Raw genomic sequence first — 23285 nt, 5'->3', positions numbered from 1 at the left:
CGTACCGTCGGTCATCGACACTGAACTTCGACCACGGTCGTGGGAACTTCGAGCCCCCACGACTCCCCGTACGTGGCCACCACGATATCCCCGGCCTTCAGTCGACCGAGGGTGGCGCGCGCGGACGTGATCTCTTCAGCAGCGGTGCGGCCCTTGAGGGCCAGCAGCACGCCGCCCGGCCGCACGAGGGGCATGCACCACCGCGCGAGCTTCTCCAGAGCGGCCACCGCACGCGCGGTGACGACGTCGTACTGCTCGTGAACGTCTTCGGCCCGAGCCCGGAGGACGGCCACGTTGTCCAGACCCAACTCCTCGACGACCTCCTCCAGGAAGGACGTTCGGCGCAGCAGCGGCTCGATCAGGGTCACGTGCAAGTCGGGTCGCGCGATCGCCCAGACCAGTCCGGGGAGGCCGGCGCCGGAGCCGACATCGGCCACGGTGGCGTTCTCGGGCACCCGGACGACGGGCGCGGCGCAGTTCAGCACGTGCCGGTCCCACAGGCGGGGAACCTCGCGCGGACCGATCAGACCACGCTCGACCCCGCCCGTGGCGAGGAGCTCGACGTACTGCTCAGCGAGCGGTAACCGCTCGCCGAACGCTGTTTCACGTGAAACAGTCACTCGGCCGGAAGGACGACGACGTGACGATCCGAGCCCGCGCCATCGGACTCACTGCGCAGACCGGCGGCCGCGACGGCGTCATGGACGACCTTGCGCTCGAACGGCGACATGGGCTCGAGGCTCACGGACTCCGTGCCGGCCTGGACCTTGGCGATCGCGTCACCCGCGACCTCGACCAGAGCGGTCTTGCGCGTGGCGCGATGGCCCGCGATGTCCAGCATCAGGCGGCTGCGCTCACCCGTCTCGCGGTACACGGCCAGGCGCGTGAGCTCCTGCAGGGCATCGAGCACCTCGCCGTTGCGACCCACGAGGTGCGTCAGCTCGCCGCCGATGATCTCGACGGCGGCACGATCGCCGTCCACGTCGATGTCGATGTCGCCGTCGAGGTCCGCGATGTCGAGGAGCTCCTCGAGGAAGTCCGCCGCGATGTCACCCTCGCGCTCCAGGTCGTTGTCACTCATCGCCGTCCTCCTTGGCGTCGTCATTCTTCGAGTCGTTCGTGTTCGGTGGGGGATTCGACCCGGTCGACTTCCGTCGCTGATCGCGGGTCTTCTTCTTCGGCTGCTGCCGCGGCGGGTTCTTCGGCTTCTCCTCGACCTCGGGCGCAGGGCTCTTGAGTGGATCCTCCTGGACCTTCTTGCCCTTGGCCCGGTCACGCTCCTGCTTCGCCGCGAACGCCGGGGTGCCCGGAGCCGGGTTGTTCCGGATGACCCAGAACTGCTGGCCCATCGTCCACAGGTTCGAGGTGGTCCAGTACACGAGCACGCCCAGCGGGAATGCCACACCGGACACCGCGAAGACGACCGGCAGGATGTACAGCAGCATCTTCTGCTGCTGGGCGAACGGCCCGTTCAATGCCTCGGGCGTCATGTTCTTGGTCATGAGCTGCTTCTGCGTCAAGAACTGCGTGAGGCACATCGCGATGACCATGCCCATCGCGATGATCTTCGTCTCGAGGTTGTCGCTCGAGGTGAAGGACGACGCGAGGTCGCCGCCGAGCCACTTCGCCGACGAGAGCGATTCAGCGTCGGCCTGACTCAGGAAGCCGAGCGCCTCGTTGTGCGCCGCCTTGTTGATCACCCGGAACAGGGCGAAGAAGATCGGCATCTGCAGCAGCAACGGCATGCAGGAGGAGAACGGGTTGGTGCCCGTCTCCTGGAAGAGCTTCATCTGCTCCTGGGCGAAGCGCTCACGGTCGTGGCCGTACTTCTTACGCAGCTCCTGCAATTGCGGCTGGATCAGCTGCATGTTCCGGCTGGAGTTGATCTGCTTGACGAACAGCGGGATCAGCATCGCGCGGATCGTGATGGTCAGACCCACGATGGACAGCGCCCACGTCCAGCCCGAGTCGGGATGGAGCACGAGTGAGAACAAGCGGTGCCAGACCAGCATGATGCCGGAGACGAAGTAGTACAGCGGCGTCATGACGGCCGAGCCGATGTCGCCTAGGAAGTCGAACATGCCTCTCCTCGATCACGGGCGACGGACGGTACGGGGTCGTACCCGCCGGCGGCCCACGGGTGGCAGCGGCCCAGTCGGCGGATCGAGAGCCAGGTGCCCTTGAGGGCTCCGTGGGTCTCGACCGCCTCGAGAGCATATGCCGAACAGCTGGGGTGGTAGCGGCACACCTGCCCGTACATCGGACTGATGGCGAAACGGTAGGCGCGCAGCAGGCTTGCCAGGATCCAGCGCATCATGGCCGGATCCGCGACGACGCCGTGGCGAGCGCCCGGTCGAGCTGGGCACCGAGGACGGACGACGAGCACTGCGCCGCACCGGGCAGCGCCCGCACCACGACCCGCGCGCCCGAGGGAACCGAGGACACCCGGTCGCGCATGAGGTGACGCAGGCGACGCTTCACGCGGTTGCGGTCGTGGGCACGACCGACTTTCCTGGACACGACGAAACCGACGGACGTGACGTCCGTCGGTTCCACTGGTCCACCCACGTGGACGACGAGGTCGGGCTCGACACCCTTGCCTCCGCGGCGAATCGCCTGGCGGAAGACCTCACCGTCGCGCATGCGGTGCACGCGCGGCAGCACGGTGCTGGCTCGCCGTGCGTCTCAGGCCGAGAGCTTCGAGCGGCCCTTGCTGCGCCGCGACGACAGGATCGAGCGGCCGGCACGGGTGCGCATGCGAAGACGGAAGCCGTGCTTCTTGGCGCGACGGCGGTTGTTGGGCTGGTAGGTGCGCTTGCTCACAAGAGGTCCTTCGGTGGATCGTGGCCGGGGTGTTGAGGTGGCCACCGCTCGCCCACGACGGAAGTGTTCGCGGGCACGCGGCGGGCGTCGTGCGAGACGACTCCTTTACGGTACGGGGGGCGGCCTGACCGGGTCAAACTGACCCAAACCCCCAGCAATAGCGTCTCCCCTCGAGTATCGTCCACTCGACACGCCGAAGGTGCTTCACAAATGTGCACTTTCGCTTGTGACCGACCGATGACGACTGCTAGCGTCACCGGATATCCACAGGTGTTCGCGCGTCGACGCACGTGCCGCCCGCACGCTTCGTGCACAACTTGTGGACAACAGTGTGAACAACTCGGCGATGGTCCCTCGACCATCGCCTCGACTCGGGACGTCCTGGCTGCCTTGTGGGTGCCCGGGGGCAGGAAGGCTGTGCTGGTGCACGACGTGGATCACCTCGATCTCGAGTCCGTCTGGCGGGATTCGGTCGCAACCCTCTCCCCCGGCGCGAAGGTCTTCGTCTATGCCGCCCAACCGCTCTCGCTGCACAACGGGATCCTGATCGTCGCGGTGCAGGACGACCTGTCCCGCGCCCAGCTCGAATCGCGCGTCAGGCCCGCCCTGGAGCAGGCGCTCACGACGCGCGTCGGCGAGGACACCCGCCTGGTCGTCACGATCGATCCCGACGTGATCGACGACTCGCCCGATCCCGTCGCCACGGCGCTGCCTCGCCCCACAGAAGCCGCTGAGCAACAAGTGGACAAGTCGACAAATAGACTTGACGACAAGGATGACGACTTCGAGGACGACGACGACTCGCTGACGCCCAGCTGGGTCAGCCGGCCGACCGCCTCGCAGGGACCGCCCCACCGCGCGAACATCGCCGAGGCCCGGCTCAACTCCCGGTACCAGTTCGAGAACTTCGTCATCGGGTCCTCCAACCGGTTCGCGCACGCGGCCGCCGTCGCTGCGGCCGAGGCACCGGGCAAGGCCTACAACCCACTCGTCATCCACGGCGACTCCGGCCTGGGCAAGACCCACCTCCTGCACGCCATCGGCCACTACGTCATCAACCTGTACCCGTCCTCGCGCGTCCGCTACGTCAGCAGCGAGGAGTTCGTCAACGACGTCATCAACGCGATCGGTGAGAACCGCACGCCGGCGCTGCGCCGCAAGTACCGCGAGATCGACGTCCTGCTCGTCGACGACATCCAGTTCATCGAGAACAAGGACGCGACGCAGGAGGAGTTCTTCCACACCTTCAACGCGCTGCACAACGAGAACAAGCAGATCGTCATGACGTCCGACCGTCCGCCGTCGGAGCTGCGCACGCTCGAGGAACGCCTGCGCAACCGGTTCTCGTGGGGACTGCAGACCGAGATGCTGCCGCCCGACCTCGAGACCCGCATCGCGATCCTGCGCAAGAAGGCCGCGACCGAGAAGCTCACGGTGCCGGCCGACGTGCTCGAGTTCATCGCCAGCAAGGTCCAGACCAACATCCGTGAACTCGAGGGTGCGCTGATCCGAGCCACCGCCTTCGCGAACCTCAACGGCACGACGGTCGACCTGCAGCTCGCGCAGATCGTCCTGAAGGACCTCGTGGCCGAGGGTGACGACCCCGAGATCACCGCCGGCATGATCATGGCGCAGACGGCCGCGTACTCGGAGTTCACGATCGAGGAGCTGTGCGGCACCAACCGCTCGCGCAACCTCGCTTTGGCTCGCCAGATCGCGATGTACCTGTGCCGCGAGCTGACCGAGATGTCGCTGCCGATGATCGGCCGTGAGTTCGGCGATCGCGACCACACGACGGTCATGCACGCCGAGCGCAAGATCCGCAAGCTCATGGCCGAGAAGCACGCCGTGTACAACCAGGTCACCGAGCTGACGGCGCGCATCCGGCAGCAAGCACGGCAGTCCTGACGCCGCCGTGCACGCCGACCTTCCACACAACTGGGGATCGACCTGTGCACGAACGTGCCGATTCCGTGGGTGGAAACCGCCAGCATGTGAATGCGATGTGAACAGCCGATGTTCGTCCACAGGCGCGATGTGACGGTGCACCACACGAGTCACACGGCTGTCCACGGCCCCATCAGCCCCTGACCAGTGGAAACAGTGGTTGTCCACAGCATCCACAGGCCCTACTACGACGACGACAAGTAACAACACCGCAGAACACGTAGAAGTCACGACGACCCATGAGTGTGGAGAACCGCTCGCCGTGGCAGGATTCGACAGGACGAATGAGAGGCAGCAGCAGTGAAGTTCCGCATCGATCGCGACACCCTGGCCGACGCCGTGGGGTGGACGGCCCGCAGTCTGCCGACCCGGCCCAGCGTCCCCGTCCTGACCGGACTGCTGCTGGAGACCTCCGGTGACGAGCTGCGACTGTCGGGATTCGACTACGACACGTCGACCCGCGCGACGCTGCCGGCCGACGTCGTCGACGAGGGCAAGGCCCTCGTCTCGGGCCGACTGCTCGCCGAGATCGTCCGCGCCCTGCCCGCCGGCAAGCCGGTCGACATCGCCCACGACGGCACCAAGGTGCAGGTCACGTGCGGCAGCGCGAAGTTCAGCCTGCAGACGATGCCCGTCGAGGAGTACCCGCAGCTGCCGGCCATGCCGACCGCCTCGGGCACCGTGAAGTCCGAGGACTTCGCCACCGCCGTCTCCCAGGCCAGCGCCGCCGCCTCGCGCGACGAGATGCTGCCGCTGCTGACCGGCATCCGGCTCGAGCTCGAGGGCTCCACGATCTCGCTCATGGCGACCGACCGCTTCCGGGCGAGCCTGCGCGACCTGGCCTGGTACCCCGAGGCCTCCGACATCTCGGCCCGCGCACTCGTGCCCGCGCGCGTCCTGTCCGACACCGCCAAGGCACTCACCGCGGGCAGCGACATCACGATCGCCGTGTCCGGCGGGGACGCCGGCGACGGACTCATCGGCTTCGAGGGCACCGTCGCCGGTGGCCTGCGGCGCACCACGACCCGGCTGCTCGAGGGCGACTTCCCGCGCGTGCGCCAGCTCTTCACGGCGCAGTCCGAGACCGTCGCCTACGTGAGCACCCAGACCTTCGTCGATGCCGTGAAGCGCGTCGCCCTGGTCGCCGAGCGCAACACCCCGGTCCGGCTGTCGTTCGCCGACGGGCAGCTGCTGCTCGAGGCCGGCAGCGGCGACGAGGCGCAGGCGTCGGAGTCGATCGAGGCCACGATCGAGGGCAACGACATCTCGATCGGCTTCAACCCGGGCTACCTGCTCGAGGGGCTCTCGGTCATGACCGAGCCCGTCGTGCACCTGTCGTTCACGCAGCACACGAAGCCCGCGGCCATGTCGGGCGTCGCCGAGGTCGGAGCGGACCCCGACGGGGCGTTCCGTTACCTCATCATGCCCGTGCGACTGCAGAACTGAGCACGTCCACCACGACGTCAGGAGGCGCCATGCACATCGGACTCGTCGGACTCGGCAAGATGGGCGGAAACATGCGTACGCGCATGCGCAACGCCGGACTCACCGTCGTCGGATACGACCGCGACCCATCCGTCAGCGACGTGGGATCGCTGGCCGAACTCGTCGACCAGCTGCCCAGTCCCAAGGTGGTCTGGGTGATGGTCCCGCACGGAGCACCCACCCGCAGCACGGTCGAGGAGCTCAACGGACTGTTGTCCGAGGGCGACGTCGTGGTCGACGGCGGCAACTCGCGGTGGACCGATGACGAGATCCACGCGGCGCTGCTCGCCGACAAGGGCATCGGCTACGTCGACTGCGGCGTCAGTGGCGGCGTCTGGGGCCTGGAGAACGGCTACGCGCTCATGGCCGGCGGATCGGCCGAGGACATCGCGAAGGTGCAGCCCGCGTTCGACGCGTTGCGCCCCGATGCCGAGAACGGCTTCGTCCACGCCGGCAAGGTCGGCGCCGGGCACTTCAGCAAGATGGTCCACAACGGCATCGAGTACGCCATGATGCAGGCCTACGCCGAGGGCTACGAGCTGCTCGAGAAGGTCGACATGGTCGAGAACGTGACCGAGGTCTTCGACTCGTGGCGCGTCGGCACGGTCGTCCGCTCCTGGCTGCTCGACCTGCTGGTCAAGGCGCTCGAGGACGATCCGGGCCTGTCGAAGATCCGCGGCTACGCCGAGGACTCCGGCGAGGGACGCTGGACCGTCGAGGCCGCGATCGCGAACTCCGTGCCGGCGCCCACGATCGCGGCGTCGCTGTTCGCACGGTTCGTGTCCCGTCAGCCGGAGTCGCCCGCGATGCAGGCCGTCGCGGCGATGCGTCAGCAGTTCGGCGGCCACGCGGTGCAGGCCGCGAAGGAGTCGCCGGACGTGCCACCGGCGTGACGAGCCGACCGTAGGCTGGCCCCGTGCACGTGACCCGGCTGGACCTGACGGACTTCCGGTCCTACGCCACCGCTGAGGTCGATCTCGCGCCGGGGCCGGTCGCGTTCATCGGCGCCAACGGCCAGGGCAAGACCAATCTGGTCGAGGCGATCGACTACCTCGCCTCGCTCGACTCGCACCGGGTGTCCTCCGACACGCCCCTCGTGCGCGCCGGCGCCGACCACGCGATCGTGCGCGCCCGCCTGCAGCGGGAGGACAGATCGGCGCTCGTCGAGCTGGAGATCACGCCGGGCAAGTCCAATCGCGCCCGCGTGAACGGCAACGCCCTGCCGCGGGTGCGCGACGTCATGGGGATCGTGCGCACCGTGCTGTTCTCGCCCGAGGACCTCGCGCTCGTGAAGGGCGACCCGTCGGACCGGCGGCGCTTCCTCGACCACCTCATCGTGATGCAGACGCCCCGGCTCGGGGGCGTCAAGGCGGACTTCGAGCGCGTCCTCAAGCAGCGCAACACCCTGTTGAAGACGGCCGGCCGGCGCAGCAACGTCGAGATCTCGACGCTCGACATCTGGGACGAGAACCTGGCCCGCACCGGCGGGCAGCTGGTCGCGGCCCGGCTCGCCCTGCTCGACGCGATGGGTCCCCACGTCACGGAGGCCTACCGCGACGTCGCCGCGGGCGCGGCCGCCGATCGGCAGGTCGTCACCCTGACGTACAAGCCCTCCGTCGAGGGGATCGAGCAGTTGCGCGATCCCGACGACCTCGCGAAGGCACTCCTGGACGAGATCGGCCGCCGCCGCCGGGAGGAGCTCGAGCGCGGGATCAGCCTCGTGGGACCGCACCGCGACGACGTCGTCCTCGCGATCGGCGACCTGCCGGCGAAGGGCTACGCGAGCCACGGGGAGTCCTGGTCGCTTGCGCTCGCCCTGCGCCTGGCGGCGTTCGCCCTGCTGCGCGAGGACGGCGACGACCCGATCCTGATCCTCGACGACGTGTTCGCCGAGCTCGACGGCGATCGCCGCCAGCGGCTCGCGAAGCGGGTCGGTTCGGCCGAGCAGGTCCTCATCACGGCCGCCGTCGAGGGTGACGTGCCGGCCGAGCTCGTGGGCCGGTCCTTCACGGTCGCCGCCGGCGAGGTCACGGCTCGTGTCTGACGACCCGGACGAGGACGTCCTGCGGCTGGCCCGCGAGATCGCCGACGCCTACCGCACCGGTATGCCGGCCGCGACCGGCCGGAAGCGACCCGTGCGCAAGCGTCCGAAGGCCCGTCGGCCCGGGCGCGAGGACGCGGTGGCCCTCGGTGACGTGCTCGGCGAGCTGGTTTCGGACCAGGGCTGGAGCGATCGACTCTCGGCGGCCCGCGTGTTCACCGACTGGGCCACGATCGTGGGTCCCGAGGTGGCGCAGCACTGTCACGTGCGGGAGTTCGCGGACGGCATCGTGCATCTGCGCACCGACTCAACGGCCTGGGCCAAGGAGATCAAGCTCCTCGCCCCGCGCCTCGTCGCGAAGCTCAACGACGAGCTCGGCGACGGTCAGGTGCTGCGGATCGACGTGAAGGGACCGCAGGCACCCAGTTGGAAGAAGGGCCCCCGGTCGATCAAGGGCCGCGGTCCGCGCGACACCTACGGCTGAGGCACGGCCGGGCTGAGCCAGGCCATGAGCCAGATCACGACCGCCGACGCGAGCGCGACGGCACCGAGGACGAGCGAGGCCTCGACGAATCCGTCGAGTCCGGAGACCGGTCGCACCCCGATCAGCACGATGCCGAACAGCGCGGTGACTGCTCCGCTCAGTGCCGTGAGCAGGACCGCGTCGGAGCGGCCTCGCGTGCCGCCGTGGAAGACCACGCCGACCGCGCACCAGCCCAGGCACACGAGCAGCGCCGCGACGACGTCCGCCGGGCGGTGCCACCCCGCGACGATCGTCGACAGCCCGGTCAGGCCCGTCGCGAAGGTGCCGAGGCCGGCGACCGCGGCCCGGGCGGCCGGCGGAACCATGATCATGAGGGCCGCCACCGCCGCCGCGACGATCGTGACGTGACCGCTGGGCATCGAGTTGTGCACGCCCAGACCGTGATCGGGTCGATCGAGCACGCCGTGCTTGAGCACCTGCGTCGTGAGGTTCGCGCCCACGAAGACCAGCACCGCGGCGAGCGCGGCCCGCACGCGTCGGTGCGCCACGGCGATGACGAGGCAGCCGACGGCGACGACCGCGACGGCCCCCACCGCGACGCGACCGAGGATGCTCAACACGGTCAGCTGCGCCTCGCGACCGGCGACGACCGTGGCCATCGCCCGGTCGTCCGCGGCCTGGCCGGAGGCCGACCAGAGTGCGACGTCGACCAGTGCCACGAAGGCGGAGAACGCCAGCGCGCCCACGGCCAGGGCGGGTGCCGTGACCGATCGGCCCGAGGTTGCCTGCGTGCTCACCTCGCCACGATGCCAGACCGGTCCGAGCCCACGAGGACACAGGCGGGCCCGAGGTCGCCCCAACAGCCCCACGGGCGATGAGGACCATGGTCGGCCCCCTCGCATCGCGTCTCAGCGGCCTTCTGGCGCCGTTCAACGGCATCTGGGGACGAACTTCCCACGCTCCACACGAGGTGTCGCATCGTGGGACGCACACAATGGGCCCGTATACTGGATTGGTGACCCAGGCGCCCGAGACTCCCGCGACATACGACGCAAGCAACATCCAAGTCCTGGAAGGACTCGAGGCGGTCCGCAAGCGGCCCGGCATGTACATCGGCTCGACCGGCGAGCGTGGCCTGCACCACCTCGTGTACGAGGTCGTCGACAACTCGGTCGACGAGGCCCTCGCCGGATATGCCACCAACATCCTCGTCGTGCTGCAGCCCGACGGCGGCGTCAAGGTCGTCGACGACGGCCGCGGCATCCCCGTCGACGAGCACCCGATCGAGAAGATCCCGGCCGTCACGCTCGTGCTCACCTCGCTGCACGCCGGCGGCAAGTTCGGCGGTGGCGGCTACAAGGTCTCCGGCGGTCTGCACGGCGTCGGCGTCTCGGTCGTCAACGCGCTGTCGACGAAGATGTACGTCGAGATCAAGCGCGACGGCTACCGCTGGACCCAGTCGTTCACCTACGGCGTGCCCGACGCCGAGCTCGTGCGCCACGAGGAGACCGACGAGACCGGGACCACCACGACGTTCTACGCCTCGGACACCATCTTCGAGACGACGACGTACGACTACGACACCCTCAAGACGCGCTTCCGCGAGATGGCGTTCCTGAACAAGGGCCTCGAGATCACGCTGCGCGACGAGCGGCACGCCGAGGAGGACGACCCCAAGGAGGGCGTCGTCGACGAGGTCGAGCGCGAGGTCACGTTCCGCTACGACGGCGGTCTGGTCGACTACGTCAACCACATCAACGTGGGCAGCAAGGCGCCGATCCACAAGGACGTCATCAGCCTCGAGCGCGAGGACGACGCGAACGGCCTGTCGCTCGAACTCGCGATGCAGTGGAACGACAGCTTCAGCGAGTCGGTGCACACCTTCGCCAACACGATCAACACGCACGAGGGCGGCACGCACGAAGAGGGCTTCCGTGCCGCGCTCACCACGACGGTCAACCGCTTCGCCGAGACGAACAATCTCGTCAAGAAGAAGGAGGACCGGCTCACCGGCGACGACATCCGCGAGGGCCTGACCGCGATCATCTCGGTCAAGCTCGCCGAGCCGCAGTTCGAGGGCCAGACCAAGACCAAGCTCGGCAACACCGAGGCGAAGGGCTTCGTCCAGCAGGTCCTCAACGACGAGCTCGGTGCGTGGTTCGAGCGCAACCCCGCCGAGGGCAAGAACATCGTCCGCAAGTCGATCGACGCCGCCGCGGCCCGCGTCGCCGCGCGCAAGGCCCGTGACCTGGCCCGCAACCGCAAGGGCTTCGGCTCCGGTGGCGGCCTGCCGGGCAAGCTGATCGACTGCTCCAGCCGCAACCCGGAGGAGTGCGAGATCTTCGTCGTCGAGGGCAACTCGGCCGGCGGCTCGGCGCGCAACGGTCGCGATCCCGCGACGCAGGCGATCCTGCCCCTGCGCGGCAAGATCCTCAACGTCGAGAAGGCCCGGATCGACAAGATCCTGCAGAACACCGAGGTCCAGGCGATCATCAGCGCGCTCGGCACCGGCGTCCACGAGGACTTCGACGTCGCCAAGCTGCGCTATCACAAGATCGTGCTGATGGCCGACGCCGACGTGGACGGCCAGCACATCACGACGCTGCTGCTGACGCTGCTGTTCCGGTTCATGAAGCCGCTCATCGACGCCGGCCACGTGTACCTCGCCCAGCCGCCGCTGTTCAAGATCAAGTGGACCAACCGGTCGCACGAGCTGGCGTACTCCGACTCCGAGCGCGACGCGCTGGTCGAGTCGGGCCTGGCGTCCGGCGGCAAGCTGCCGAAGGAAGCCCCGATCCAGCGCTACAAGGGTCTCGGCGAGATGAACGCCAGCGAGCTGTGGGAGACCACGATGGATCCCGACGGCCGCCTCCTGCGTCAGGTCACCCTGGCCGACGCACTGCAGGCCGACGAGATCTTCACGATTCTCATGGGCGAGGACGTCGACCAGCGGCGCTCGTTCATCCAGCGCAACGCCAAGGACGTCCGCTTCCTCGACATCTAGTCGAGCCGCGAGACGCCCTGCCCCCATCCACACTCAGCGAAGGATCGAAGAGTGACCGAGACCCCCACCGAACGGGACCGGATCGAACCGGTCGAACTGCAGGACGAGATGCAGCGTTCGTACATCGACTACGCGATGAGCGTCATCGTGGCGCGCGCGCTGCCGGACGTGCGCGACGGGCTCAAGCCCGTGCACCGCCGGGTGCTCTACGCGATGTTCGACGGCGGCTACCGGCCCGACCGCGGCTTCAGCAAGTGCAGCCGCATCGTCGGTGACGTGATGGGTCAGTACCACCCGCACGGCGACACCGCGATCTACGACACCCTCGTCCGTCTGGCGCAGCCGTGGTCGATGCGGATGCCGATGATCCAGGGCCAGGGCAACTTCGGTTCCCCGGGCGACGATCCCGCGGCCGCGATGCGGTACACCGAGTGCAAGCTCGATCCCATCGCGATGGAGATGGTGCGCGACATCGACCAGGAGACGGTCGACTTCAAGGCGAACTACGACGGGCGCTCGCAGGAGCCGACGGTTCTGCCGTCGCGCATCCCGAACCTGCTCGTCAACGGCTCGGCCGGCATCGCGGTCGGCATGGCCACGAACATCCCGCCGCACAACCTGCGCGAGGTCGCCGCGGGCGTGCAGTGGGCGCTCGAGCACCCCGAGGCGTCGCGCGAGGAGCTGCTCGAGGCGCTGATCGAGCGGATCAAGGGCCCCGACTTCCCGACGCACGGGCTGATCGTCGGCACGAAGGGCATCGAGGACGTCTACCGCACGGGCCGCGGCTCGGTGCCGATGCGCGCGGTGGTCAACATCGAGGAGGACACGAAGGGCCGCATGCAGCTCGTCGTGACCGAGTTGCCGTACCAGGTCAACCCCGATGCGCTCATGCGCAAGATCGCCGAGCTGGCCCAGACGGGCCGCGTGCAGGGCATCAGCGACCTGCGCGACGAGTCGAGCGACCGCGCCGGCCGTCGCATCGTCATCGAGGTCCGCCGGGACGCGGTCGCGCGGGTCGTGCTGAACAACCTCTACAAGCACACCGACCTGCAGACGAACTTCAGCGCGAACATGCTGGCGATCGTCGACGACGTGCCGCGCACGCTGACGCTCGACGGCTTCGTGTCGCACTGGATCCACCACCAGATCGACGTCATCCGGCGCCGGACCGAGTACCGCCTGCGCAAGGCCGAGGAGCGCGCCCACATCCTGCGCGGACTGGCCAAGGCACTCGACCAGCTCGACGAGGTCATCGCGCTGATCCGCCGCAGCCCCACGGTCGACGAGGCCAGTGCGGGACTGCAGGCTCTGCTCGAGATCGACGAGCTGCAGGCGCGCGCGATCCTCGACATGCAGTTGCGCCGGCTGGCCGCCCTCGAGCGTCAGAAGATCATCGACGAGCTCGCCGAGATCGAGGTCGAGATCGCCGAGTACAAGGCGATCCTGGCCAGCGAGGTCCGTCAGCGCGAGATCGTTGGCGAGGAGCTCGCCGTGATCGTCGACAAGTACGGCGACGACCGCCGGTCGAAGATCATCGCGGCCGACGGCGACCTGTCCGACGAGGACCTCATCCCCGATGAGGAGCTCGTGGTCACGATCACGAAGGGCGGCTACGCCAAGCGCACCAAGTCCGACCTGTACCGCGTGCAGAACCGCGGCGGCAAGGGCGTGCGCGGTGCGTCGTTGCGCGGCGAGGACGTCGTGGACCACGTGTTCTCCACGACGGCGCACCACTGGATCCTGTTCTTCACGACCGCAGGCCGGGTCTACCGGGCGAAGGCGTACCACCTGCCCGAGGGCGGCCGAGATGCGCGCGGCGGCCACGTCGCCGGGCTGCTCGCGTTCCAGCCCGATGAGCAGATCGCGCAGGTGCTGGCGATCCGCGACTACGAGCAGGCGCCGTACCTCGTCCTCGCGACGCGTCAGGGCCTGGTCAAGAAGACGCGACTGTCGGACTACAACAGCCCGCGGCAGGCCGGCGTCATCGCGATCAACTTCCGTCATGAGGACGACGAGCTGATCGGTGCCGAGCTGGTCTCGGACGACGACGACATCCTGTTGATCAGCCGCAAGGCGCAGTCGATCCGGTTCCGCGCGACCGACACCCGGCCGATGGGTCGGGCCACCGGCGGCGTCACGGGCATGAAGTTCCGCGGCGACGACTCGCTGCTGTCGATGAACGTCATCCGGGCCGGAGCCGACGAGGAGGGCAGCGAGGACGCCTCGCGTCAGCTGTACGTCTTCACGGTCACAGACGGTGGTTTCGCGAAGAAGACCAAGATCGACGAGTACCGCCTCCAGGGCCGCGGCGGCCTGGGCATCAAGGCCATGCAGATCACCGAATCGCGTGGTGAACTGGTCGGGGGCCTGGTGCTCCGCGACGACGACGACGTCATCAGCGTGACGGAGTCGGGCCAGATCACTCGCAGCCTCGTGTCCGGCGTTCCTGTGAAGGGCCGTGGCACCATGGGGGTGAGTTTCGTGAAGTTCAAGGGGAACGACCGCGTGGTCACGATCGCCCGCAACACCGACGTGTCGGTCAGCGATGGTGAGGACGTGGAAGAGGCCCCTGACGAGCAGCAGCCGACCGTGAGCGGGGATGACAGTGACTGACGAGCAGCAGCGCAGCGGCCAGAAGGACGCCATCGCCGCGGCGAAGGGCGCCAAGGCCAATGGCACGGCTCCGACCGTGACGGCCCGCCGCCCGATCAGCAAGGACGAGTACGCCCGCACCACGAAGGCGGAACCGGACTCGACCGCGGTGATCCCGGCGGTGCGTGACGACCAGCCGGCTCCGAAGACCTCCGTCGACGAGGACACCCGACTGCAGTCGGCCGTGGACGCCGACGGCGCGCCGAAGTCGGCCGCGCCGGCGAAGCCCGAGCCGACCAAGCCCGCTCCTGTGTCGAAGAAGTCCCCGGCGAAGGGTGCCAAGCCCGCGGCCGCCGCGGCTGCTGCTGCCGTGACGGCTCCGGCCGTCGCACCGCCGCCTCCTGCGCCGACCCCGACGGCACCCACGCCGACGGCACCGACGCCCGCGCCGGCGACCCCGCAGCCGGAGCAGAAGGCCGCGCCCGTGGCCAAGGCGCAGCCCGCCAAGCAGGCGAAGCCCGCCGTCGCGACCGACCCCGCCGCGGGCCGCTCGGCGAAGCTCAAGGTCAAGCACGTCGAGCCGTGGACCGTCACGAAGATGGCGTTCGTCGTCTCGGTGGCGCTCATGATCGTCAGCGTCGTCGCGGTGGCCGTCTTCTGGACCGTCATGCAGATCACGGGCGTGTGGGGCGCGCTGAACGACAGCGTCTCGAACGTCCTGGCGGACGACTCGGCCGGCTTCGACGTCACCGACTACCTCGGCTTCAGCCGGGTCGTGGGCCTGACGCTGCTGGTCTCGAGCCTCAACGTCATCTTCATGACCGCCCTGGCCACGATCAGCGCCCACCTGTACAACCTCGCGGCAGGTCTGCTCGGCGGCATCGAGCTGACCTTCGGCGAGCGCAACTGACGCACACCCGATTGGTTCGGCTGCCGCCCGGTGTTGTAGAGTTGGCGACTGCTGCCGGGGCCTATAGCTCAGCTTGGTTAGAGCGCTTCCCTGATAAGGAAGAGGTCGATGGTTCAAGTCCATCTAGGCCCACCGAAGGAGGAACCCGATGAAGAAGATCATCGCCCTCACGGCCGCGATCGCCGGCGCCGTCTGGTTCTCCAGCCGCCGCAAGTCCGCCAAGCAGCCCGATGCCTGGGCTCGCCACAGCGACGCGGTCTGACCTCCCTCTCCAGGGGCCTTGGCGCAATTGGTAGCGCACCTGCTTTGCAAGCAGGGGGTTAGGGGTTCGAGTCCCCTAGGCTCCACCACCGAAACCCTAGGTCAGCCTAGGTTTGTGCATTTCTGAAGAGTTCCGGTCTATCTCCCGCCCGGGCGGCTTCCCGGCCGGGTGGGGTACGTGGGCGAACCTGACGCCGACCTTCAGGGCACCGCCCGCGCCCTCACGGGTGAAGACCTCATGGGCTCACGGAACGCGGGGGTGACCTGCACGGCAGCTCCGTGGGCCTTCTGGATCCTGCATGCGATCTCGGGCGGCGTGAGCGCTCATATCGTCGACACAGACTTTGAGCGACTGAGCGTGAGATCAAATCCGGCCACCGGCCCTTCCCGAACTTTCGGCCTAGTGCGGTGCCGGTCACCGGATGAACACCCGTCGCCGAATCGGTAGCCGATTTGCTCGGCAATCACCACGCCGGCGTCCGATGCCGTCGATCCCGACCAGCCCGGAGCCGACCCAGCGGCCCTGGGCCTTGCCCGTCCTGAACCGGCCGCGAGCTTCTTCAGCGACATAGTCACACCTCTTACGGCCAGTACGCGGCCGCGAGTGGCCCCCGATTTCGGCAGTGAAGGAGGTGTGTTCGAAATCGGGTGAACGATCACTGCGGCTAGGGTCCAGCCATGCCGCCCACCGTTGCCTCACTCAAATCCTGCGCACACACGCACCTCGAGCACTACACGTCGGGTCGGACCCGCGCTTTCCTCGCGTACGACGGTGACTACGGCGACCCTGATCAGTTGGCGCCGCTCGATTTGCTGGCACCCGCGCTGCTGTCGATGGGGACCGACTACAAGACGGTCGTGCCGCTGGTCGCACCTGTGGAGGGTGAGCCGACCGCCCACCAACTGCTCTACAGGGCCATGAGTCGGGTGCTCTCCGATTCGCGGACGAGAGATGCGCGCTTCGTCGATCTGGACCTGGACGGGAAGGACGCGGCTTGGTCCGTCGTCCGCGCCGCGATGATTGCCACCGAGCCGATCAAGGGCATCACGGCCGTGTACGTGTCGAAGGTCCTGCATCGCAAGCGACCGGATTTGGTACCCATTTATGACAGCGAGCTCTACCGCTTCTACTTTGGCAAGCGTCCCGCTGGTGTTGGTGCTCCAGGCCGCTACTGGCTTGCGCTCCAAGCAGATCTACGTGCCTCCAGCAGCTTCCTGACTGAGCTTGCCGCAGATCGCACCGCGCCTGACGGACGTCATTTGTCGTTGTTGCGGGTGTTGGACATCGTGGTCTGGGAGCACGCGGTGACCGGTTGTGGGGTGTCGGCCCACCCCCATCTCACCTAGGCCTCGAGGAGGCCATCTCCTCCGATAAAGACGCGCCGGTATGGGGCGTCTTCGACGTCGTACGCAGCCCAAGAGGGGAATCGCTGGTCGACCTGCATTTGCACCCACACGATCACACTCCGCGCCCATTCTCTCGGATCGAATCCGTCCGGATCGGCCCAAGGACGACCAAGCCGTGAATGAGGGACCGGGAGCACCATCACGTACTCCACCGCGCTCTGCGGAGCCACCCTAAGTCCGACTTCTATGCTTTCAAAGTTCAGGAGATTGTACGAACTTGAACGGATGCTGGCACCTCTGAGCTCGGCTGCTGCCGACCACACGGCGGCCACGTACTGCTCCTGCAATGCATAGGGAATCTCATCCACAGGCACATCGTGTCGCTCTCCACCGACAGACGCACGAGTGTTGCGTCCAACCCGGTTGAACTGAACGGCAAATGGGGTGTCCGCCGAAGGTCAACGCCCGGCTCATCGACGCCCACCCGGTCAACGCATGGCGTGATCGCTGGTGTAGTTCGGCGCACGGCCGAAATTTCACGCGGCGGCTTGTAGTGGTCTCCGGCCTCCCCAGCGGTTCATGTTCCCCGCTAGGAGGGACGTGACCGGACGGTCGCCGAGGGCTCGTCACTGAATGCCCGCAGCTGCCCGTGCGGACTCTCGTCTCCGTCGTAGGTGGTTGACTAGCGGTCGAACCTCTGACGTCGATAGGGGGACCGCGGGAGCAGTCGCACAGCCAAGTCCTCAATAAACGACGTTGAGCCGCGAAAGTGAGACTTCCTCCAGTGTCGGCATGCTGGCGTCCCACTTTGCCAAGCAGGGGTTAGGGGTTCGAGTCCCCTAGGCTCCATCACTCGATTGGCGCCGGTACTTACCTAGGCGCAAGGCTCGAACTCCGAGCGGTCCCGGGCTATGACGCGGTGATCAGCGGATGGAAGTAGTCGAATAGCGCCGCATCAATCGGGTCACGAAAGCGCAGGATCATCTTGACGATGCTCTCGGACCGCCCCGGCAGCGTCGTCTCCTCGGCACTCTCAGCGTCCGCCAGGCCGAGGTAAAAGAAGTCGTCCGCGTTGTCCTTCTGAACAAAGACGTGCATGTCGACGGTGTTCTCGACGATCGGAACCACTTCCTTGCTGGACAACGTGCGGCGGCTTCGGGTGAACCAACGCATGGTCGTCGTATCGAGGAGTTCGTCCTCGTAGGCGGTGGTTGCTGAGATGTCGTCGGACTTGTGGAGCGTGATGAAGTTGGCACACACGCCAGATTCGACGTCGGTCTTGTAGCCGTAGATCGTGGAGGCGCTGGCGCGCGGCCAGCCAAGAATTCGGGTCGCGTCGGAGCGCGTGTACTGACGACCGGGCGTAAACAGGCTGTCCCGGTCGTAACGGCTGAACGTCTGGTGTTCTCCGGTCCTGAGGAGATCGTTGACCGCTTCGGTAAACCGACCGCCTTGTGCCATCGATGACGCGAACGCCGAATCCACGATGACTCCGCCGTCTCCGGTCCGGCGGGCAACCGGATTGCTGTAACGGCCCATTCCTTGTTGGGAGAATCCCGTCACGGTCAGCGTGTTGAAGGCGCTCGTGATCTGGCGTGTTGTCGCGGGAACGCCCGCCGCGGCGAGCGCGTGCGCCGCAGACTCCGGCGTGAGCACTTCCCCAGCGATCAGACGACGCATCAGCACGAACTCATGGAGCCGCTTCGCCGGGAGCACCTCGTGTGAGAGGAGATGCAGCTGCTTGCTCTCGACGGTCGTCAACTGCGCGTCTTCCACCCGCAGCGACGACAAGAGTGCGGGGAAGTGCTCCTTCTTCGTCGCCAACACTCCAGGGTCGGTCGACTCAAAGCGCAGAAAGTCCCACAGGCTGGGGGTCCCGCCCACTCGGTTGCACATGTCCAGAACTGCAGCTTTGAGCTGCTGCATGCTGTCCAGATTCGTCTGCGAAATCGACTCGAGAATCCGCTTGTGTGCCACCCGATCGAACCGAATGCTCGAGAGGCCAGGAAGGACGCCGATCTCCTCAGCTGCGATCAGGTTCTTGCGCAGGGACTCCTTGTTCAACGAGTTGTCACCGAAGAGCGCGATCGGGATCAGGTAGTTGTTCGCGTAGTTGCCGATGAAGTCGATGACGACGAGGTATTCCTTGCCGTGGGCTTTGCGTAGACCGCGACCCAGTTGCTGAACGAAGACGATCGCTGACTGGGTTTGCCGCAGCATCACCACCTGGTTGACCGCGGGAATATCGACACCCTCGTTGAAGACATCGACCGACAGAATGTAGTCCAGTTCGCCGCATTCAAGTTGAGTCACGGCGGCCTCGCGCTCGGCAACGCTGTTCTTGCCTGTCAGTGCCACCGTGCGCAATCGTCGACCGCGCAGATCGCGAGCGTTGAGTGCGAACGAGAGCGATTGCGCCTCCTCGGTGCGCGCGCAGAAGATCAAGCCACGCGGTTCCACTCCCGCCTGGCCGTAGGTCTCCAGTGCACCGACTACGTGGTCGACTCGTTCAGGCGTGACCAACCGCGAAAGGTCGGAATCAGTCGAAACGGTCTGTCCGTCGTCGAAGGTCGCATCGGCGATCCCGTAGTAGTGGAACGGACTGAGCATGTCGGCTTCCAGTGCGTGCTTCAGCCGAATCTCGTACGGCACGTTGTAGTCGAACACCTCGAAGACATTGAAGGAGTCCGTGCGCTCTGGCGTGGCAGTCATCCCCAGCAGGAAGGCGGGGGCCATGCGATCGATGATCGTGCGATAGGAATGGGCTCCCACCCGATGTGCTTCGTCGACAATGACGTAGTCGAACGCGTCCGGTGCGAAGCGTGCGAGCGTCTCGGGCCGAGAAAAGCTCTGAATGGTGGCGAAGAGGTAGCGCGCATCGAGGTCCCTCGACGTTCCAGAAAGCTTGCCGAAATTCTCACTCGGCCCGCCGAGGACGCGTCGATACTCCTGGATCGTCCGATCGAGGATCTGCTCGCGGTGGACGAGGAACAAGAGCCGTCTCGGGTTGACCGACTGGACGTCGAGCGCCGACAGAATCGTCTTGCCGGTCCCCGTTGCCGAAATCACCACCGCACGTCGTTCCCCCGCCACTCGCACGAGCGAGAGCGCCTTCAGCGCCTCACTCTGCATCGCGTTCGGGGTCACCGGCACAACCTCCGGAATGGCCGGCTCGGCCTCTCGGTGAATGACTCGCACTCCTCGGCCGGTGCGAACGGGGGCGACGTAGTCCACCGCGTACGCGTCGATCCACTCCTGCGTCAGGGGGAGCGAATCCGCGACCTGGTCCTGGGTCAGCCGGGTGAGCTGCGCAGCAAGGTCGCTCTCGGCGGCAGCCGAGACCTTGAGGTTCCACTCGGTGTTCCGGGCGAGGGCGTTCTCGGTCAGGTTCGAACTGCCGACCATCGCGGTGATGGTGCGCTCATGCCGAAAGATGTAGCCCTTGGGATGAAACGCATTCGACGAATGCACGCGTACGTCGATCCCGAGGCTCTTCAAATTCAGCAGCTCGGCAAAGGCAGCGGGTGAGTTGAAGGAGAGGTAGTCGGAAGTCACGATCTGGCCTGTGCCCGTGAACTCCACGAGTTCCTGCTTCAGTAGCGCAATCGCGCGAGGGGAGACGAACGCCACCGAGAAGGTGAACGAGTGACATCGCGCGATCTCATCGCGCAGAGTCCTGAGCACGGTGTTTTCGTCCGTGTTCAAGACGATCTGGGGGTGATAGCGCCGCGAAGACGTGACATGGCCCCGGAGATAGCCGAACTCGACATCTCCAGCGAGCTGGTTACTCCAGCCGAAATCAGTGCTCATACAGTCAGTTCGGTCCGGATCTTGTCGACGGCCGGGATATCGGCAGGCGCCCAGGTGAGAGTCGTCAATTCAGAGGGCGCAAGCCAACGCACCTCGGCGTGCTCGGTCAGCTTCGGTGTCCCTTCGACGAGGTTGCAGTAGAAGGTCGTGAGCGTCACGACGCCGAAGTCGTACTCGTGGGCCGTGGTCGTGACCTTGTCGCCGACGGCGACGTGGCACCCGAGTTCCTCCACGATTTCTCGCTGAAGCGCTTCGCGGGCCGACTCTCCCGTCTCGATCTTTCCCCCGGGGAACTCCCACATTCCGGCCAGCGCGCCCCCGGGTCCACGCTGTGCGCAGAGGATCGCACCGTCGTCGATGATGACGGCACCCACGACATTGATCTGTCTCTTGGCGGTGACCACGGGCACAGCTTGCCAGGTCACGAGGGTCCGGAGGTCGCACACGGCCGAGCTCAGTGTTCTTGATGATGGCCGCGGCCAGGGCAGGGCTTCTGGTCATCACGAACAGGCCGCCCGGCGCGCACAATGTGAGCATGCTGCACCTGCGGATCACCTCGCCCCCGAACCTGACTGCCGCGGTGATCGACGCTCTCGCAGCCGACGCTGCGGTGAGCGAGATCGCCTCCCTGCCCGGGGCGTCGATCCGGCCGGAGGGTGACGTCGTGCTGGCCAGCGTCGCGAGGGAGGCCGCGAACGACGTGATCGACAGCCTCCGCGCGCTGGGAGTGCAGCGCGAGGGCAGTCTCCAGATCGAGCAGGTCCGTGCCTGGATGTCCCATCGTGGGCTCGCGGCAGAACGGCTCTCGCCCGGCAGCGGGGCCGACACGGTCGTGTGGGCGGAGGTCACGCAGCAGGCCTACGAGGACTCCCAGGCCAACTGGACGTTCATGAGCCTGATCAGCCTGGCCACGCTCATCGCCGGCATCGCGATCATCCTCGACTCGCAGATCCTCGTCATCGGCGCGATGGTGATCGGCCCCGAGTTCGGAGCCATCGCCGCCCTCGGGGTCGCGCTGGTCCGCGGCAGATATCAGCTGCTGGGTCAGGCGTTGCGCACCCTCGCACTCGGATTCACGCTCGGCATCTCGGTCACCACGGTGGCGGCGCTCGTCGGACGCATGCTGGGTTGGGTCACGGAAGCCGACATCACCGCGGATCGGCCCGGCACCGGATTCATCTACACGCCCGACAAGTGGTCGTTCATCGTCGCCGTCATCGCGGCGGCTGCGGGAGTGCTGGCCCTCACGTCCGCGCGCATCGGCGGGCTCTCCGGCGTGTTCATCTCCGTCACGACGATCCCCGCCGCGGCCAACATCGCCCTCGGGCTCGCCTTCTGGATCCCCCACGAGTTCTGGGGGAGCACCCTCCAGCTCCTCCTCAACGTCTCGGCGATGGCGCTCGCCGGCTGGGCCACCCTCGCGATCCAGGAGGTCGTCTGGACGCGCATCTCCCACCGCCGCATCCGCCTCATGACCCGTTTCCGCAGCCGTCCCCCAACGGACTGAGGCCAGCCGGTCGGAGCCGGAGTTGTACACACCTGGGGACGAACGTGTGGACAAACTACATCGGTGTGATTTGGTCCATCCGCTGCCCGCGAGCGCCCCGAGCCGCGCGAACCCACCCTCGTTCGGGTGGTTCGGGGATTTCAGCCGAATGCGACAGTGTCGCCAATGTCCTTCGTGGAGGTGGGCTGGATGAAGCGTGTCGTGGGCGTGCTCCTGATGTGCGGGATGGTCCTCGGGTCGGTGGCCGCGTGCGGCGCCGGCGAGGGTGAGGACCGGCCCACCGTGTCGCCCTCGTTCACCCCGAGCAGGACGCTGCCGAGCCCCACGCGGACGCCGATCCGCACCTCAGCGCCCACGGACGCCACCACGCCGACGCAGGACCCGACCACCGAGCCCACGACCGAGCCGACGACCGAGCGCACGACTCGCCCCACGACTCGCCCCACGCCGAAGCCGAGCACGGCGCCGAGCACCGAGCCGACGGAGGAGGAGCCGACGCAGGAGCCGACCACCGAGCCCACCGACGACGACATCGCGGGTCCGACCGCGACGGCGACGGCTCCCACCGAGTCACCCACCACCGACCCCGACGCGGACGCCACGAGCGAGGACTCGAACAGCTGGATCGGCTGGCTCCTCGCGGCCCTGGCGATCGCCGCCGGCATCGGGGCGAGCCTGCTGGTGACGCGCCGCCGCCGGCAGCGCTGGCAGGACGGACTCCACCATGCCGAGGCCGAGGCGGCCTGGCTGGCCCGCGACCTGCTCCCGCAGCTGAGGGACACTGGTTCACTCGCCGCGGTCGCCGGAGGGTGGCAGGTCGCCGAGCCTCGGGTCGTCGCGGCCGAGGACGACCTGACGATCCTCGAGTCGACCGCCAAGGACCAGACCGACGCCGCCCGGGCCGTCGCGGTGCGGGACGCGATCCGGGACGTCCGCGCCCGCGTCGGTGGCCTCGGAACCGCGGATCCGACGACGCCGTGGGTGCTCGAGATCGACGACGCGATCCGGCAACTGGAGGCCGTCCTCGCCCCCGAGGTCGACGGCAGCTGAGGTGCCCGCAGGCTGGACCACCCG

Annotated in this window: 20 protein-coding genes and 2 tRNA genes; 13 read left to right on the top strand and 9 right to left on the bottom strand. The window is 67.3% G+C overall.

Features of this window, described 5'->3' with window-relative positions:
- Nucleotides 1-11: 11 nt before the first annotated feature.
- Genes rsmG through rpmH form a run of 6 tightly spaced genes read right to left on the bottom strand, consistent with a single transcriptional unit; the run spans nt 12 to nt 2823 of the window.
- Nucleotides 12-620: a 16S rRNA (guanine(527)-N(7))-methyltransferase RsmG gene (gene rsmG, locus ACT26F_RS13655; protein ID WP_471671093.1), complete on the bottom strand. Its 609-nt coding sequence runs from the start codon at nt 618-620 to the stop codon at nt 12-14.
- Nucleotides 617-1081 carry a Jag family protein gene (locus ACT26F_RS13650; protein WP_471671092.1) on the bottom strand — a complete coding sequence of 155 codons (465 nt, stop codon included), beginning with the start codon at nt 1079-1081 and terminating at the stop codon, nt 617-619. The genes rsmG and ACT26F_RS13650 overlap by 4 nt, the downstream gene beginning before the upstream one ends.
- Complete coding sequence (gene yidC / locus ACT26F_RS13645) at nt 1074-2081, bottom strand: membrane protein insertase YidC (protein ID WP_471671091.1); 1008 nt, start codon at nt 2079-2081, stop codon at nt 1074-1076. The genes ACT26F_RS13650 and yidC overlap by 8 nt, the downstream gene beginning before the upstream one ends.
- Complete coding sequence (yidD, locus tag ACT26F_RS13640) at nt 2066-2314, bottom strand: membrane protein insertion efficiency factor YidD (RefSeq protein ID WP_471671688.1); 249 nt, start codon at nt 2312-2314, stop codon at nt 2066-2068. Before yidD ends, yidC begins: the two co-directional genes overlap by 16 nt.
- On the bottom strand, nt 2314-2652 hold the full coding sequence (gene rnpA, locus ACT26F_RS13635) for a ribonuclease P protein component (protein ID WP_471671090.1): 339 nt from the start codon (nt 2650-2652) through the stop codon (nt 2314-2316). Before rnpA ends, yidD begins: the two co-directional genes overlap by 1 nt.
- Nucleotides 2653-2685: 33 nt before the next feature.
- Nucleotides 2686-2823, bottom strand: coding sequence for a 50S ribosomal protein L34 (gene rpmH / locus ACT26F_RS13630; RefSeq protein ID WP_471671089.1), 138 nt, complete (start codon nt 2821-2823; stop codon nt 2686-2688).
- A gap of 423 nt (nt 2824-3246) precedes the next feature.
- Between rpmH and dnaA the strand changes: the two genes are divergently transcribed.
- The 5 genes from dnaA to ACT26F_RS13605 all read left to right on the top strand — a co-directional run bounded on the left by dnaA (nt 3247) and on the right by ACT26F_RS13605 (nt 8780).
- On the top strand, nt 3247-4731 hold the full coding sequence (gene dnaA, locus ACT26F_RS13625) for a chromosomal replication initiator protein DnaA (protein WP_471671088.1): 1485 nt from the start codon (nt 3247-3249) through the stop codon (nt 4729-4731).
- Between the two features lie 339 nt (nt 4732-5070).
- Entirely contained in the window at nt 5071-6216 is a 1146-nt protein-coding gene (dnaN, locus tag ACT26F_RS13620) for a DNA polymerase III subunit beta (RefSeq protein WP_471671087.1), read from the top strand.
- A 29-nt stretch (nt 6217-6245) separates the two neighbouring features.
- On the top strand, nt 6246-7148 hold the full coding sequence (gnd, locus tag ACT26F_RS13615; protein ID WP_471671086.1) for a phosphogluconate dehydrogenase (NAD(+)-dependent, decarboxylating): 903 nt from the start codon (nt 6246-6248) through the stop codon (nt 7146-7148).
- Nucleotides 7149-7171: 23 nt separating this feature from the next.
- Nucleotides 7172-8299, top strand: a complete 1128-nt coding sequence (gene recF, locus ACT26F_RS13610; protein WP_471671085.1) for a DNA replication/repair protein RecF — start codon at nt 7172-7174, stop codon at nt 8297-8299.
- Nucleotides 8292-8780 carry a DciA family protein gene (locus ACT26F_RS13605; protein WP_471671084.1) on the top strand — a complete coding sequence of 163 codons (489 nt, stop codon included), beginning with the start codon at nt 8292-8294 and terminating at the stop codon, nt 8778-8780. Before recF ends, ACT26F_RS13605 begins: the two co-directional genes overlap by 8 nt.
- Here the strand turns inward: ACT26F_RS13605 and ACT26F_RS13600 are convergent.
- Entirely contained in the window at nt 8771-9577 is an 807-nt protein-coding gene (locus tag ACT26F_RS13600; RefSeq protein WP_471671083.1) for a phosphatase PAP2 family protein, read from the bottom strand. The two genes, ACT26F_RS13605 and ACT26F_RS13600, sit on opposite strands and share 10 nt — an antisense overlap.
- A gap of 197 nt (nt 9578-9774) precedes the next feature.
- On the opposite strand from ACT26F_RS13600, the gene gyrB reads away from it, so the two are divergent.
- From gyrB to ACT26F_RS13570, 6 genes are all read left to right on the top strand, one after another.
- A complete protein-coding gene (gene gyrB, locus ACT26F_RS13595; protein ID WP_471671082.1) occupies nt 9775-11784 on the top strand; it encodes a DNA topoisomerase (ATP-hydrolyzing) subunit B in 2010 nt (669 codons plus the stop codon).
- 51 nt (nt 11785-11835) lie between these two features.
- On the top strand, nt 11836-14397 hold the full coding sequence (gene gyrA, locus ACT26F_RS13590; protein WP_471671081.1) for a DNA gyrase subunit A: 2562 nt from the start codon (nt 11836-11838) through the stop codon (nt 14395-14397).
- Nucleotides 14384-15286: a DUF3566 domain-containing protein gene (locus ACT26F_RS13585; RefSeq protein ID WP_471671080.1), complete on the top strand. Its 903-nt coding sequence runs from the start codon at nt 14384-14386 to the stop codon at nt 15284-15286. The genes gyrA and ACT26F_RS13585 overlap by 14 nt, the downstream gene beginning before the upstream one ends.
- Before the next feature lie 57 nt (nt 15287-15343).
- Nucleotides 15344-15418, top strand: a tRNA-Ile gene (locus ACT26F_RS13580).
- A gap of 142 nt (nt 15419-15560) precedes the next feature.
- Nucleotides 15561-15636: transfer RNA gene (locus ACT26F_RS13575), tRNA-Ala, on the top strand.
- A gap of 589 nt (nt 15637-16225) precedes the next feature.
- A complete protein-coding gene (locus ACT26F_RS13570) occupies nt 16226-16894 on the top strand; it encodes a DUF6308 family protein (RefSeq protein WP_471671079.1) in 669 nt (222 codons plus the stop codon).
- A gap of 909 nt (nt 16895-17803) precedes the next feature.
- Here the strand turns inward: ACT26F_RS13570 and ACT26F_RS13565 are convergent.
- Nucleotides 17804-20704, bottom strand: a complete 2901-nt coding sequence (locus ACT26F_RS13565; RefSeq protein ID WP_471671078.1) for a DUF3427 domain-containing protein — start codon at nt 20702-20704, stop codon at nt 17804-17806.
- Nucleotides 20701-21108 carry a (deoxy)nucleoside triphosphate pyrophosphohydrolase gene (locus ACT26F_RS13560; RefSeq protein ID WP_471671077.1) on the bottom strand — a complete coding sequence of 136 codons (408 nt, stop codon included), beginning with the start codon at nt 21106-21108 and terminating at the stop codon, nt 20701-20703. Before ACT26F_RS13560 ends, ACT26F_RS13565 begins: the two co-directional genes overlap by 4 nt.
- A gap of 131 nt (nt 21109-21239) precedes the next feature.
- Between ACT26F_RS13560 and ACT26F_RS13555 the strand changes: the two genes are divergently transcribed.
- Both ACT26F_RS13555 and ACT26F_RS13550 read left to right on the top strand, forming a co-directional pair.
- Nucleotides 21240-22211 carry a DUF389 domain-containing protein gene (locus ACT26F_RS13555; protein ID WP_471671076.1) on the top strand — a complete coding sequence of 324 codons (972 nt, stop codon included), beginning with the start codon at nt 21240-21242 and terminating at the stop codon, nt 22209-22211.
- Between the two features lie 165 nt (nt 22212-22376).
- Complete coding sequence (locus ACT26F_RS13550) at nt 22377-23261, top strand: hypothetical protein (RefSeq protein WP_471671075.1); 885 nt, start codon at nt 22377-22379, stop codon at nt 23259-23261.
- Nucleotides 23262-23285 lie beyond the last annotated feature (24 nt).

This window comes from Aeromicrobium sp. SP1 (genome assembly GCF_055663785.1).
The sequence above is the reverse complement of the archived record's forward strand: the minus strand, read 5'-3'. Positions and strand labels throughout refer to the sequence as shown.